This window comes from Janthinobacterium sp. (assembly GCF_031995485.1).
Lineage (GTDB): Bacteria > Pseudomonadota > Gammaproteobacteria > Burkholderiales > Burkholderiaceae_D > Janthinobacterium.
This window is the reverse complement of sequence record NZ_DAMAGB010000010.1, coordinates 18,102-30,805: the sequence shown is the minus strand read 5'-3', so window position 1 is coordinate 30,805 and position 12,704 is coordinate 18,102. Positions and strand designations below refer to the sequence as shown.

10 protein-coding genes are annotated in these 12,704 nt (G+C 62.4%); 4 read left to right on the top strand and 6 right to left on the bottom strand.

Annotated features, from left to right (window positions below):
- The 4 genes from RTQ46_RS09090 to RTQ46_RS09075 all read right to left on the bottom strand — a co-directional run bounded on the left by RTQ46_RS09090 (position 1) and on the right by RTQ46_RS09075 (position 5,320).
- The gene (locus RTQ46_RS09090) at positions 1–1,350 is read right to left on the bottom strand and encodes a sigma 54-interacting transcriptional regulator (protein WP_312436033.1); all 1,350 of its coding nucleotides are present in this window, start codon (positions 1,348–1,350) and stop codon (positions 1–3) included.
- A gap of 204 nt (positions 1,351–1,554) precedes the next feature.
- Positions 1,555–3,819: an arginine/lysine/ornithine decarboxylase gene (locus tag RTQ46_RS09085; protein WP_312436032.1), complete on the bottom strand. Its 2,265-nt coding sequence runs from the start codon at positions 3,817–3,819 to the stop codon at positions 1,555–1,557.
- Between the two features lie 228 nt (positions 3,820–4,047).
- A complete protein-coding gene (locus RTQ46_RS09080; RefSeq protein ID WP_312436031.1) occupies positions 4,048–4,533 on the bottom strand; it encodes a dihydrofolate reductase in 486 nt (161 codons plus the stop codon).
- 61 nt (positions 4,534–4,594) lie between these two features.
- Positions 4,595–5,320, bottom strand: coding sequence for an alpha/beta fold hydrolase (locus RTQ46_RS09075; protein ID WP_312436029.1), 726 nt, complete (start codon positions 5,318–5,320; stop codon positions 4,595–4,597).
- Positions 5,321–5,519: 199 nt separating this feature from the next.
- On the opposite strand from RTQ46_RS09075, the gene RTQ46_RS09070 reads away from it, so the two are divergent.
- The 3 genes from RTQ46_RS09070 to RTQ46_RS09060 all read left to right on the top strand — a co-directional run bounded on the left by RTQ46_RS09070 (position 5,520) and on the right by RTQ46_RS09060 (position 8,773).
- Positions 5,520–6,095 carry a TerD family protein gene (locus tag RTQ46_RS09070; RefSeq protein WP_312436028.1) on the top strand — a complete coding sequence of 192 codons (576 nt, stop codon included), beginning with the start codon at positions 5,520–5,522 and terminating at the stop codon, positions 6,093–6,095.
- A gap of 66 nt (positions 6,096–6,161) precedes the next feature.
- Positions 6,162–7,412: a TerD family protein gene (locus RTQ46_RS09065; protein ID WP_312436026.1), complete on the top strand. Its 1,251-nt coding sequence runs from the start codon at positions 6,162–6,164 to the stop codon at positions 7,410–7,412.
- Positions 7,413–7,432: 20 nt separating this feature from the next.
- Positions 7,433–8,773 (top strand): VWA domain-containing protein, encoded by a 1,341-nt coding sequence (locus RTQ46_RS09060; RefSeq protein ID WP_312436025.1) that lies wholly within the window; start codon positions 7,433–7,435, stop codon positions 8,771–8,773.
- 12 nt (positions 8,774–8,785) lie between these two features.
- Here the strand turns inward: RTQ46_RS09060 and RTQ46_RS09055 are convergent, their stop codons facing one another.
- Together RTQ46_RS09055 and RTQ46_RS09050 are read right to left on the bottom strand one after the other, a co-directional pair.
- The gene (locus tag RTQ46_RS09055; protein WP_312436023.1) at positions 8,786–9,424 is read right to left on the bottom strand and encodes an RES family NAD+ phosphorylase; all 639 of its coding nucleotides are present in this window, start codon (positions 9,422–9,424) and stop codon (positions 8,786–8,788) included.
- Entirely contained in the window at positions 9,417–10,097 is a 681-nt protein-coding gene (locus RTQ46_RS09050) for a hypothetical protein (RefSeq protein WP_312436022.1), read from the bottom strand. Before RTQ46_RS09050 ends, RTQ46_RS09055 begins: the two co-directional genes overlap by 8 nt.
- Positions 10,098–10,380: 283 nt before the next feature.
- Here RTQ46_RS09050 and RTQ46_RS09045 point away from each other — a divergent pair, with 283 nt between their 5' ends.
- Positions 10,381–12,657: an outer membrane beta-barrel family protein gene (locus tag RTQ46_RS09045; RefSeq protein ID WP_312436021.1), complete on the top strand. Its 2,277-nt coding sequence runs from the start codon at positions 10,381–10,383 to the stop codon at positions 12,655–12,657.
- Positions 12,658–12,704: the final 47 nt, after the last annotated feature.

Genomic DNA, 12,704 nt, shown 5'->3' with positions numbered 1-12,704 from the left:
TCATGGTGTCGCCGCCTTGTCTGCGCAGGCAGCGGCCTTGCGGCGGATCTGCAGGGCGCGGTCGGTGACGCCGAGCCGGGCGGCGGCGCGCTGGTTGCTGCCGCGCTCCTCGTCGAGCACCAGGCGGATCGCCACCTCGGCGGCGGCTCGCGTGATGCAGGGCAGCTGCAGCCCCAGGGCCAGCGCGTGCCGGATCGCCGCCTCGAACTGCTGGTCGGGCCAGTGCGGCGCGGCCAGCCGTTCTTCCGGCGGCAGCGCACCGATGGTGATCGGGCCGGGGCCGCAGTGGCGCTGCCACAGGCGCGTGACGGTCTGGCGCAGTTCGCGCACATTGCCCGGATACGCGCGCAGCAGCAGGTACTCGCGCACTGCCTGGTCCAGCGCGGGCGGCGCCGCATGCGCCAGCTCGCGCAGAAAATGCATGGTCAGCGGCAGGATGTCGTCCTGGCGCTCGCGCAGCGGCGGCGTCTGGCAGCGCCAGCCGGCGATGCGGTAGTACAGGTCGGCACGGAAAGCACCGCGCGCCACCTCGTCTTCCAGCACGCGGTTGGTGGCGCACACCAGGCGGAACGCGGTCGGCTGCCAGGTGCTGCCGCCGATGCGCTTGTACTTGCGCTCCTGGATCGCGCGCAGCAGCTGCGCCTGCATGGTCAGCGGCAGTTCGCCGATTTCATCGAGAAACAGCACGCCGCCGTCGGCCAGCGCAAACGCGCCGTCGCGCGCGCCGGCCGCGCCCGTGTACGCGCCCCGTTCGTGGCCGAACAGTTCGCTGCCGGCCAGTTCCGGCGACAGCGTGGTGCAGTCGAGCACGGTCAACGCGCCGCGGCAGGCGGAGAGGCGATGGATCAGTTGCGCCAGCAGATCCTTGCCGGTGCCGGTCTCGCCCGTGATCAGCACGGACGCCTGGCTGAAGGCGGCCATTTCCACCACGTCGTGCAGCAGGCAGCGCCAGGCGCAGCTGTGACCGACCAGCCGGCCCCGCACGGCCTCGGACTCGAGCAATTGCGCCACCGCCTGCCAGCGCTGCAGCCGCGCCAGCACCTGGCCGGCATCGACGGCTTCTGGCAGCCATAGCAGCAGATCGCGCGCGCCGGCCGCCATCACGGCACGCTGCTCGGTGCACGTCAATGGCCGCGCGCCGGCGGCAATCGCCAGCACGCGCGCCTGCCGGCACAGGATGGCCAGCGCCTGCAGCAGCGCCGTATCGGCATGCGCAAACAGCACGATGCCGTGCGGCGCATCGCCGGTGCCGCACAACGACAGCTGGGCCTGCTGCAAGGCTGCACCAAGCAGGGCGCCCGTGCCGGCCGCCGCCTGTTGCATGACCTCCAGCCAGACCTTGAGCGCCATCCCCGTCCCACCACGATGTAGCCAGCGAGGCGCCCATCTTAGAAGCCGGAACGGCCCTGCGTTTGATCTGCCGCAAGCGTGCGCGAGCCGCTAAAACGCGCCGTTAACGAAAAACGCCGCCTGGCAGGCAGGCGGCGTTTTTCGTGCAATTAAGCAGCTTTACCGAGAGCGCTTAACAACGTTCAGGGCCAGCATGAACGCTTTTTAGGCGCTCTCGTCCATGCGTACGCAGTCGACGAAGTAACCGCGCTTGCCGTCCACCTCGCGTTTCACCAGGCCGTGCACATCGGTCTCGAAGCCAGGGAAGCGCTCGTTGAAGTCGCGTGCGAAGCGCAGGTAGTCGACGATGGTCTTGTTGAAGCGTTCGCCCGGGATCAGCAGCGGAATGCCCGGTGGATACGGCGTCAGCAGGATCGACGTGATGCGGCCTTCCAGCTCGTCGATGGCGACGCGCTCGATTTCGCGGTGCGCCATCTTGGCAAATGCGTCCGACGGCTTCATGGCCGGGATCATGTCCGACAGATACATCTCCGTCGTCAGGCGCGCCACGTCGTACGCCTTGTAGAAATCATGGATCTGCTGGCACAGGTCGCGCAGGCCCATTTTTTCGTAGCGTGGATTGGCCGCCGCAAATTCCGGCAGGATGCGCCACATCGGCTGGTTCTTGTCGTAATCGTCCTTGAACTGCTGCAAGGCCGTCAGCAGCGTGTTCCAGCGGCCTTTGGTGATGCCGATGGTAAACATGATAAAGAACGAGTACAGGCCGCATTTTTCAATGATCACGCCGTGCTCGGCCAGGTATTTGGTGACGATCGAGGCCGGGATGCCTGTCTCGCCGAACTGGCCGTCCAGCGACAGGCCCGGGTTGACGATGGTGGCCTTGATCGGGTCGAGCATGTTGAAGCCGGGAGCCAGGTCGCCGAAACCGTGCCAGTCGTCCTCGGCGCGTATCATCCAGTCTTCCTGCTGGCCCATGCCTTCGTCGTTGAAGCTGTCCGGTCCCCATACCTGGAACCACCAGTCCTGGCCCCATTCCTGGTCGATCTTCTTCATGGCGCGGCGGAAATCGAGCGCTTCCATGATCGACTCTTCCACCAGCGCGGTGCCGCCCGGCGCTTCCATCATGGCCGCAGCCACGTCGCACGAGGCGATGATCGAATACTGCGGCGAGGTCGAGGTGTGCATCAGGTAGGCTTCATTGAAGGCGTCCTGGTCCAGCTTGACCTGTTCCGATTCGCGCACCAGGATTTGCGAGGCCTGCGACAGGCCGGCCAGCAGTTTGTGCGTCGACTGGGTCGAGAAGATCATCGATTCCTTGGCGCGCGGACGGTCCTTGCCGATCGCGTGCATGTTCTTGTAGAAATCGTGGAAGGTGGCGTGCGGCAGCCACGCTTCGTCGAAGTGCAGGGTGTCGATCTTGCCATCGAGCATTTCGCGCAGGGTTTCCACGTTGTAGATCACGCCATCGTAGGTCGACTGGGTGATGGTCAGGATGCGCGGCTTCTTGTTCTTCGCTTCGCGCGCGAACGGATTCGCCTCGATCTTGCGGGCGATGCTTTCCGGGGTGAATTCGGCCAGCGGAATCGGGCCGATAATGCCCAGGTGATTGCGGGTCGGCATCAGGAACACGGGAATCGCGCCGCACATGATGATCGAGTGCAAAATCGATTTGTGGCAGTTGCGGTCCACCACGACGATATCGCCTGGCGCGACGGTCGAGTGCCACACCATCTTGTTCGAGGTCGAGGTGCCGTTGGTGACGAAGTAGCAATGGTCGGCATTGAAGATGCGCGCCGCATTGCGTTCGGAGGCGGCAACCGGGCCGGTATGGTCGAGCAGCTGGCCCAGTTCTTCGACGGCGTTGCAGACGTCGGCGCGCAGCATGTTTTCACCGAAGAACTGGTGGAACATCTGGCCGATCGGGGACTTGAGGAACGCCACGCCGCCCGAGTGGCCGGGGCAGTGCCACGAATACGAACCGTCGTTGGCGTAGTGCACCAGCGCGCGGAAGAACGGCGGCGACAGGCCGTCCAGGTACGATTTTGCTTCACGGATGATATGGCGCGCGACGAACTCTGGCGTATCCTCGAACATGTGAATGAAACCGTGCAGTTCGCGCAGGATATCGTTCGGGATATGGCGCGAGGTGCGCGTTTCGCCGTACAGGTAGATCGGGATATCGGCGTTCTTGTGGCGGATCTCTTCGACAAACGCGCGCAACGACTTCAACGCATGATCGGTTTCCTCGACCGAACCGGCGCCGAACTCCTCATCGTCGATCGACAGCACGAAGGCCGACGCGCGCGATTGTTGCTGGGCAAATTGCGACAGGTCGCCGTAGCTGGTCACGCCCAGCACTTCCATGCCTTCTTTTTCCATTGCGGCGGCAAGGGCGCGAATGCCCAGGCCGGACGTATTTTCAGAACGGAAATCCTCGTCAATAATGACGATGGGGAAACGAAATTTCATGCATGTCTCCAAAAAAGCAAGCCGCCCCTGAACTGGTGTGGAGGGGCGGACTAGGGCGCGACCGCCGGCTGATCAAGTGGCCAGGCAATCGCAGAAAAAAAATAAGAACGGGATTCTCGCAGAAATGCGGCATCTGCGGGAAAAAAATATCATATCGAAATAACTAAAACCGTGCGTCAGACTGCCTGAATGGTGTGACGAGCGTATGACGCGTCAAAAAGCCGCATGTCAGGCTTTGCGCTGCAGGGTCACCAACGCATATGGCAAGCCGGAAACGGCGGAAACATGCGCCTCGCGGGCCGTTTCCTGCCATTCTTCCCTGTTAATGGCTGGAAAGAAAGCATCGCAGTCGAAGGTCTGGCCAATTTCGGTAATGATCAGGCGGCTCGTCAGTGCCAGCGACTGCCTGTAGATTTCCGCGCCGCCAATCACAAACCCCTCAACGCCATCGAGCAGCGTGATTGCCGCTGCCACCGATGTGACGGCTTCCACGCCATTGTGCTGCCAGTCGGCATTGCGGGTGATCACGATATTGCGGCGCTTCGGCAGCGGCCGGCCGATCGAGTCAAATGTCTTGCGGCCCATGATGATCGGATGGCCGGTAGTCATGCGCTTGAAGTGCGCCAGGTCTTCCGGCAGTTTCCACGGCAGGGTGTTGTTGATGCCGATGCCGCCCTGCTGGTCGGTGGCGACGATAATGGTCAGTTGGTTCATTGCATCTGTCTGGATTGGTTGGGGCCGTGCCCGATACCCGCCATTATCGTTCAAATTGCTCTCAGGCTCCAGATTGAACCCGGTTCAGGAAGGCGTCCATCACGGCGGCCAGTTCGCCGGGCGCTTCCAGCGGCACCATATGGCCGCTCGGCTGTGCCAGCAGATGCAAGGTGGCGTGCGGCAGGCGCTGTGCCATCGCGCGCAGGTCGCCAGCCTGCACCAGCTGGTCGCCTTCGGCGCCGACGATCAGCACCGGAAAGGGCAGGTCCTGCAGACGGTCCATCAGGTCCGGGCGGTCGAAGGTCTGGGCAAACTGCGCGATCAATACTTCTTTCCCCAGGTCGAGCGCCATCTTCCTGATCAGGCCGGTGATCGCGGCATCGTCCAGGTGCGACGGGTGCAGCAGCTCGCGCAGGCGCTGGCGCGTGATGCCGGCATAGGTATTGCGTTCCAGCATGGCGATCACGCGCTGGCGGGTGGCAATCTCGTCGGGCTGCAGCCCTTTGGCCGAATTGGCGATCAGTGTCAGCGAGGCGATGCGTTCCGGATAAGCTACCGCATGCTCCAGCGCCAGGTACGCGCCCAGCGAAAAACCCACCAGGTGCGACTGCGGCGCGCTGTGCGTGGCGATCAGCTCGCGCATGCCGGCGCGGGTACGCGGCAGGTGCAAGGGCAGATGATGACAAGTGTAGCCGTCGCCCAGGGCGCGTTCCAGGCTGGTCCACATGCGTTCGTCGCACAGGGTGCCGGGGAGCAGGTCGAGCCGGAGCGGGAACGTTGGTCTCATCAGGAGCAATGGTGGACGGTCAAAAGCGGCATTATCGGTCATTCCGGCACATGCGGCAGCGCTGGCCTTGCTAAAATTTTTCTTCATGGCATTATTTTCAATAGTGCGCGTCTGGCATCCATTTACTTTGTGGTAGGCTGACGGCTCTTACCGAATTGGCATTTTTCTTATCCACTCAGTTATTCATAGAGGACACATCATGGCGATCAGTTTGCAAAAAGGCGGCAATGTCAACCTGAGCAAGGAAGCTCCGGGCCTGAAAAAAATCGTGGTTGGCCTGGGCTGGGACCCGCGCGCTACCGACGGCGCCGCTTTTGACCTGGACGGCAGCGCCTTCCTGCTGAAAACGGACGGCAAGGCCCGTTCCGATGCCGACTTCATTTTCTACAACAACCTGAAGTCGGCCGACGGCTCCATCGTTCACGCGGGCGACAACACCACCGGCGGCGGCGATGGCGACGACGAGAAAGTCGCCATCGATCTGGCCAACGTGCCGGCCGATATCGACAAGATCGCCGTGGCCGTCACCATCCACGACGCGGAAAATCGCAAGCAGAACTTCGGCATGGTCAGCAAGGCGTATATCCGCTGCCTGAACGGCGACAACGGCCAGGAAATCGCCCGCTACGACCTGTCGGAAGACGGCTCGACCGAAGCGGCCATGATCTTCGGCGAAATCTACCGCGCCGGCAGCGAATGGAAATTCAAGGCGATCGGCCAGGGCTTCAAAGGCGGCCTGGGCCCGCTGGCAGTATCGTTTGGTATTAATGCTTAATCAGTTCACTTGCCGGGACGGCCTGCGCTGTCCCGGTTTCCGCTTTTCTTCATCTCACTTTGCCACATGGAACCTCTGATCAAAGGGCAGCGCCTGGCGCTGGCCGGCCCAGTCACGGGCAACGGTTTGCACATCGGTATCGCCGGCGAAGGCGTGCCGCTCGATTATGCGTGCTTTGGCCTCGATGCCGCCGGCAAGTTGTCCGACGACCGCTACATGACGTTTTTCAACCAGCCGCGCACGCCGTGCGGCGGCGTCGAAGCGCAGGCGGGCGCGGGCGACGCAGCCGGTTTCCGGTTTCAGCTGGATCGCTTGCCCGCTTCCATCGAGCGGCTGGTGATCACGGCCGCCATCGATGGCGCAGCAACCTTGTCGCAGCTGGACAGCGGCACTCTGCGCCTGCTCGACAGCGGCCGCGAGCTGGCCCGCTTTGCCTATGGCGGCAAGGATTTTGCCGATGAAAAAGCCGTGATGCTGGGCGAGCTGTACCGCAAGGACGGCCAGTGGCGTTTCATGGCCGTCGGGCAAGGTTTTAACGGCGGCCTCGACGCGCTGGTTGCGCATTTTGGCGGCCAGGTCGCGCAAGCCGCCGCCGAGCCTGTGGCGCCGACGATATCGCTGTCCAAAATTTCGCTGACCAAGGCGGGGCAGACCCATAAAGTGTCGCTGGCGAAGGGCGCGGGTGCGCCGAAAAAACTGATCGTCAGGGCCACGTGGACGGATAACGGCGATGGCGACGACGATAACGACGACCTCGACCTGCGCGTCGGCATGCTGCTGCCGGACGGACGCATGCGTTTTATCCAGGCGCCGGAACGGGCCGGCAGCTTCGACCTGATGCCCCATGTGCTGCACCGGGGCGACGTCACCGGCGCAACCGGCAAGGAGCCAGCCACGGAAACCGTCGAAGTCCATCCTTCCCTGGCGCAGTTCTACGGCGGCACGGTGGGCCTGGTATTCAGCGTCTATTCCGCCGTGGGCAATGGCGCTGTATCGGTCGCCTCGATGCGCCCGAAAATGGTGATGGAATACGGCGAGCAGGTGGTCGAATGTGCGTTCGATTTCCGCCAGTCGCCAGCAGCCGGCGACGACACCGTCTACACCTATGTGATCGGCCTGGCGCGGGTGTCCGCCGACAGCATCGTGCTGGAGCCTTCGGGCAAAACGTCCGAGCCCGGCAGCGAGGCCACGCCATGGCTGCGCTGGCAGGGCGATGCCTTGCAGCTCGACTTCAACGGTCCCGTCGTCTTCAAGGGCGAGGACAGGGAAGACGAAGATAACTTCAATGCGGCCAATCCGCGCCGCTATATCGTGTAAATCGTGTAAAGGAACATGCCATGGAAGCTTTGTCCCAGGGCCAGCGTTTGCCGCTGGCGCAGTTTGCCGCCGATGGCGTGCTCGATATCGGCGCGGCGGTGCAAGGGCTGTCGCCCGACTTTGCCTGTTTCGGCCTCGACGGGGCCGGCAAACTGTCCGATGACCGCTACATGACCTTCTTCAACCAGCCGCGCACGCCGTGCGGCGGGGTCGAGGCCAAAGCGGGATCGCAGGGCGACAATGCCGCGTTCGCGTTCCAGCTGGCGCGATTGCCGGCCAGCATAGAGCGCGTGGTGCTGACGGCCAGCATCGATGGCGGCGGCGTGATGTCGCAGATGCAGTCGGGTTATCTGCGCCTGCAGGCTGGCGGGCGTGAATTTGCCCGCTTTGCGTTTACCGGCAAGGACTTTGCACAGGAAAAAGCCATCATGCTGGGCGAGCTGTACCGCAAGGACGGGCAATGGCGTTTCATGGCCGTGGGCCAGGGTTTCAACGGCGGCCTCGATGCGCTGGTGCGCCACTTTGGCGGCGAGGTCGCCCAGGCTGTACCGGCCCCGGCCGCCCCGGCAGCTGTGTCAGCCGTGGCGCAAGCCAAGATCAACCTGGAAAAGCGCGTCGAACGCGAGGCGCCGCAGCTGGTCAGCCTGGTCAAGCAGGCTGGCGTATCGCTGCAGAAAGTGGGTCTGTCCGAGCATCGCGCCAAGGTATGTTTATGCCTCGACATTTCCGGCTCCATGGGCCGCCTGTACCGCGATGGCCTGGTGCAGCAGTTCGCCGAGCGTATCCTGGCGCTGGGCTGCAAGTTCGATGACGACGGCGAGATCGACGTTTTCCTGTTCGGCAAGAACGTCCACCATCCCGATCCGATGGCCTTGCGCAACTGCACCACCTATGTCAGCAACGCGATTGACCATCATCCGCTCGAAGGCGATACGCGCTATGGCCGGGCGATGGAAGCGATCCGCGCCTTTTACTTCCCCGACGCCCGTGGCGGCGAGCGCACGCGGCCCTTGCGCGCCGAGCTGCCGGTGTATGTCATGTTCGTAACGGACGGCGGCACCAGCGACCAGGCAACGACGGAAAAACAATTGCGCTGGGCCAGCAACGAGCCGATCTTCTGGCAGTTCATGGGCATCGGCAAGGGCCGCAAGTCGAAAAGCAAATTCCTTGCCGCATTTGCCGATTCCGATTTTCCATTCCTGGAAAAACTCGATGAACTGGGCGGGCGCCTGATCGACAACGCCAATTACTTTTCCGTCAGCTCGCCCGACGAACACAGCGATGGGGAACTGTACGATTTGCTGATGACGGAATATCCGGGCTGGCTGAAGCTGGCGCGGCAGAATGGCTTGCTGGCGTAAGCCGTTGCAGGTTCAGACGCCGGGAACGATCTCGACGCCGATGCGCCCAGCCAGATTCAATACGGCTTCATACGCGGCCACGTCACTGACCAGATCGCGCGAGTTTCCTGCCTGTTGCAAGCTGCCTGGTGCAATCCGGTCACCGAACAGGACTACGGACCTGGCGCTGTCATCCTGGCGTGATGTCCACAGCAAGCCCTGGGCGTTGCGTTGCTGATCGTGGATCTGTGCCGCCACCGCACGTGTGGCGGGATAGCGGTCTTTCTCGGTGTCGATAAGGTCCTTGCGCTGCATGCCAAGTTTGCGCAAGGCCATCGTGCGCAGGTCGACCAGGATCAGTTCGGACACGGTAGTGACTTCGGAATGCACCTGGCCGGTGAGTTTGCTTTTCGCGACGCTTTTGAATCCTGGCGTGTAGGGCACGTCGTGAAAGATCGATTCCATGGCAGCGCAATCGAATGTGTCGCCTGCATACAGGGTCGGAATGGCTTTTCCGGCTGGGTTGGCGACAGGGGAAAAGCGGGCATTGCCTTTGACGCCAGGATTGAACTGGATTGCCCCATAGATGTTCTGATGTATCCTGTGCAATGACGTCCCGGCTGGCAACTTGCATGTTGTCAGATGCAGCGGCGTCGTCGCCGGATCAGCCATGTGCGACGCCTTCCAGTTCATCCTGCGCAGCGGCAAGTACGCGTTCAGGCGCCGTCTTCAGCAGGTCCTGCGGCCGCTTGCCTCCCAAAAAACTGTTATGGGAAGAAAACCAGTACGCCAGGCCCCAGCCTTCCTTGCTGCCCTTGAACAGATCGATGATCTTTTTCAGCGCTTTCAACGGGCGGTAGCCATGGTCGCGGTCCAGTCCATAGCCGGGAAAATATTCGGTGCCATCGAGCCGGACCGTGAAGATGGTTCCTTCGCGCCGCCATTTGCTGGGCTGGGCGCTCAGGTTCGAGTCGCTGAAGCCGGCCACGGTGGCCACCTGCGATGCGGTCAGCCAGTCGGCAGAAGCGAAGACGGCCTTCTGCGCGCGCGCCATCATTTCCGCCTCTTTCAACATGACCGGCGTAGGGGGTTCTTTCGGGGCGAAGGCTTTGGCCAGGAACGCTATCTGTTCGGCCAGTTGCTCCTCCGTCGTCTGTCTGAACAGCCTGGCAGCGCCGCGCAACATGTTCTCCAGCGCGTCATTCTCGCTCTGTGAAATATCATCTATGGCGATCACCACCACGCGCTCGTTTTTCAGTCCATGCAACTGGTCGCTGAGTTCGGAGGGGCGTCCGGCGAACGACACGACGCTATCGGTCGCTGCTTCAAGTTCAATTTCCATCATGATTGCTCTCTACCGATTGATAACAATGATTAGCAAGACTTCAGTATAGCCTAAATAATTGTGTTTGCTATCTAGCTATCCATCTATCTATCTATCTATCACGGCCAGCGCGTGCCATGGAGGCACTGCACGATGAGGCAGGAATGCTACAACACCGTTTTAAACGTTAAACTGAGTAAATACCAATTGTTCTCACCTGGCGTGCCACCTAAAATCATGCCATTGATTCATCTACAGATGGCAAGCCATGCGGCCACCATCGCCACCCATTACCCGACCATACATGCAAAAACTCCTATTCTGCTGCCTCGCCAGCGGCAGCCTGCTGTCCACCCAGGCCCAGGCCCAGAGCGCACCGGCGGCCGACGCCGTCGTCACCACCGCGCCGCCAGCCAAGGCTGCCGCCGCAACTGATACCACGCCTTCCGTCAGCGTCACGGCCGAGCGCCCGACGGGCCGCATCGACCGCCAGGTCTACGACGTCAAATCCGATGTCGGCAGCACCAATGGCACCGCCGCCGATGCACTGAACAATGTACCGTCGGTGGCGGTCGATCCGGACGGCACCGTGTCGCTGCGCGGCAGCAGCAATGTGCAGATCCTGATCGACGGCAAGCCGTCGGCCATGCTGCAGGGCGATTCGCGCGGCGCCACGCTGAACGCGATGGCGGCCGACGATATCGAATCGGTGGAAGTGATCAACAATCCGGGCGCCCAGTTTGGCAATGAAGCCGGTGGCGGCCCCATCCTGAACCTGGTGATGCGGCGCAACCGCAAGCCGGGCGGCTTTGCCACCGTCAATGCCAACAAGGGCATCGCCGGCCGCTACAACACGGCCGTGTCGGGCACGTATAACGAAGGCCCATGGGGTTTCCAGGGCGGCGTCAATTTCCGCCACGACGGGCGCAATTCGGAGGGCGAAGTGAGCCGCGAGCGGCTCGACCGCCAGACGGGCGCGTTTGCCCCCAGCAGCCAGAGCTCCATCAGCAACGGCCTGAACGATTCGCTGGGCGTAAACGGCACCGTCAACTACAACCTGAACGCCAATGACACGCTGGCCGCCAGCGTGTCGTACAACGGCCGCAGCAATGACGCGCGTTCGACCGACCGCTACATCAACGGCGACAGCGCGGGCAATACCATCGGCGACTATGTGCGCAGCACCTTGCGCAATGGCGACAGCCGCAACTACAGCTGGGGGGCGCGCTACGATCACAAGGGCGAGTTGCCGGGCGAAACGCTGAAGATCGATCTGCGCGTGTCGTCGTCCGACAATGAAAACAACAGCGACTACGCCAACGTCTATGCGATTGCCACCGGCAACGCGCAGGACAGCCGTGCGCGCCAGCACAGCGACACGGGCAACCGCATCGTCGACTTCAGCGGCGACTACGAGCGTCCGCTGGCCGGCGGCACCGCCAAGCTCGGCTACAAGGTGGCCGACAACAAGAGCAGGTTCGATACGCTGTACACGGACATCAATCCGCTGACGCTGGCCGAGACCGTCAACCCGATGCGCAGCAACCGCTACGAACTCGACGAGCGCACCATCGCGCTGTACGGCTCCTACCAGATGCGCCTGTCGGAGCGCTGGGGTGCGCTGGCCGGCCTGCGGGCCGAATACACCGACCTCGACATCCGCCAGATCACGGGCGGCATCGAAGCGGGCAACAGCTATGTGAACTATATTCCCAGCCTGTTCGCCACCTACAAGGTCGACGACGAAAGCAACCTGCGTTTCAGCTATGCGCACCGCATCCGCCGTCCGAACGCGGGCGACCTGAACCCGTACGTGGTGTACCGCGACGAATTCAATGTCTCGTCCGGCAACCCGCAACTCAAACCGACGCAGACCGATTCGTTCGAGGTCGGCTATGAAACCAAATTGTTCGGCCTGGAAAGCAGCCTGCGCGGCTACCACCGCCGCGACAAGGACGCGATTGTCGACTACCGTTACTTCATCAGCGACAATGTCTTGCTGACCACGCGTGAAAACGGCGCCGGCAGCCATTCGAGCGGCCTGGAATTCAGCCTGTCGGGCAAGCTGACGCCATCGCTGACACTCAATACCAGCGGCAACCTGGCACGCAGCGAGCAGACCTCGCAGGACGACCTGGGCAACCGCAGCACGCGCATCGCCAACTCCCTGAGCGGCCGCGCGCGCCTGAACTACCAGCTCAATCCGTCCAACCAGTTGCAGATGGCCTTGCAGATGCAGGGCAAGACGCTGTCGGGCCAGGGCTACCGCTCGCCGAACAATACGCTGAACATGAGCTGGCGCCATACGGTGACGCCGCAGCTGAGTCTGGTCATGAACGTGACGGATGTACTCAGCACCAACAAGATGGAAACTGTCATCAACAGCGCCTCGCTGCGCGAAACCAGCACGCGCCGTTTCGATGGCCGCATGGTGTATGTGGGGTTGTCCTACCGTATCGGCGGCGCCAGTTCGGCAGCGAAAGAAGGCGAGCGCGAGCCGCGCTTCGGTCCGCCGGGCGGCCGCGGACCGGGCGGGCCAGGTGGTCCTGGGCCGGGTGGACCGGGTGGCGAACCGGGCTGATGTCAAGATTTACCCCAAACGGCGAAAAGGCCGGGATCGGACCCTGA

What these genes read in the sequence shown, in the direction of transcription:
- RTQ46_RS09080 (WP_312436031.1), bottom strand. Translation starts at nt 4,533, where the DNA reads ATGAACCAACTGACCATTATCGTCGCCACCGACCAGCAGGGCGGCATC.
- RTQ46_RS09055 (WP_312436023.1), bottom strand. Translation starts at nt 9,424, where the DNA reads ATGGCTGATCCGGCGACGACGCCGCTGCATCTGACAACATGCAAGTTG.
- RTQ46_RS09070 (WP_312436028.1), top strand. Translation starts at nt 5,520, where the DNA reads ATGGCGATCAGTTTGCAAAAAGGCGGCAATGTCAACCTGAGCAAGGAA.
- RTQ46_RS09060 (WP_312436025.1), top strand. Translation starts at nt 7,433, where the DNA reads ATGGAAGCTTTGTCCCAGGGCCAGCGTTTGCCGCTGGCGCAGTTTGCC.
- RTQ46_RS09090 (WP_312436033.1), bottom strand. Translation starts at nt 1,350, where the DNA reads ATGGCGCTCAAGGTCTGGCTGGAGGTCATGCAACAGGCGGCGGCCGGC.
- RTQ46_RS09050 (WP_312436022.1), bottom strand. Translation starts at nt 10,097, where the DNA reads ATGATGGAAATTGAACTTGAAGCAGCGACCGATAGCGTCGTGTCGTTC.
- RTQ46_RS09045 (WP_312436021.1), top strand. Translation starts at nt 10,381, where the DNA reads ATGCAAAAACTCCTATTCTGCTGCCTCGCCAGCGGCAGCCTGCTGTCC.
- RTQ46_RS09065 (WP_312436026.1), top strand. Translation starts at nt 6,162, where the DNA reads ATGGAACCTCTGATCAAAGGGCAGCGCCTGGCGCTGGCCGGCCCAGTC.
- RTQ46_RS09085 (WP_312436032.1), bottom strand. Translation starts at nt 3,819, where the DNA reads ATGAAATTTCGTTTCCCCATCGTCATTATTGACGAGGATTTCCGTTCT.
- RTQ46_RS09075 (WP_312436029.1), bottom strand. Translation starts at nt 5,320, where the DNA reads ATGAGACCAACGTTCCCGCTCCGGCTCGACCTGCTCCCCGGCACCCTG.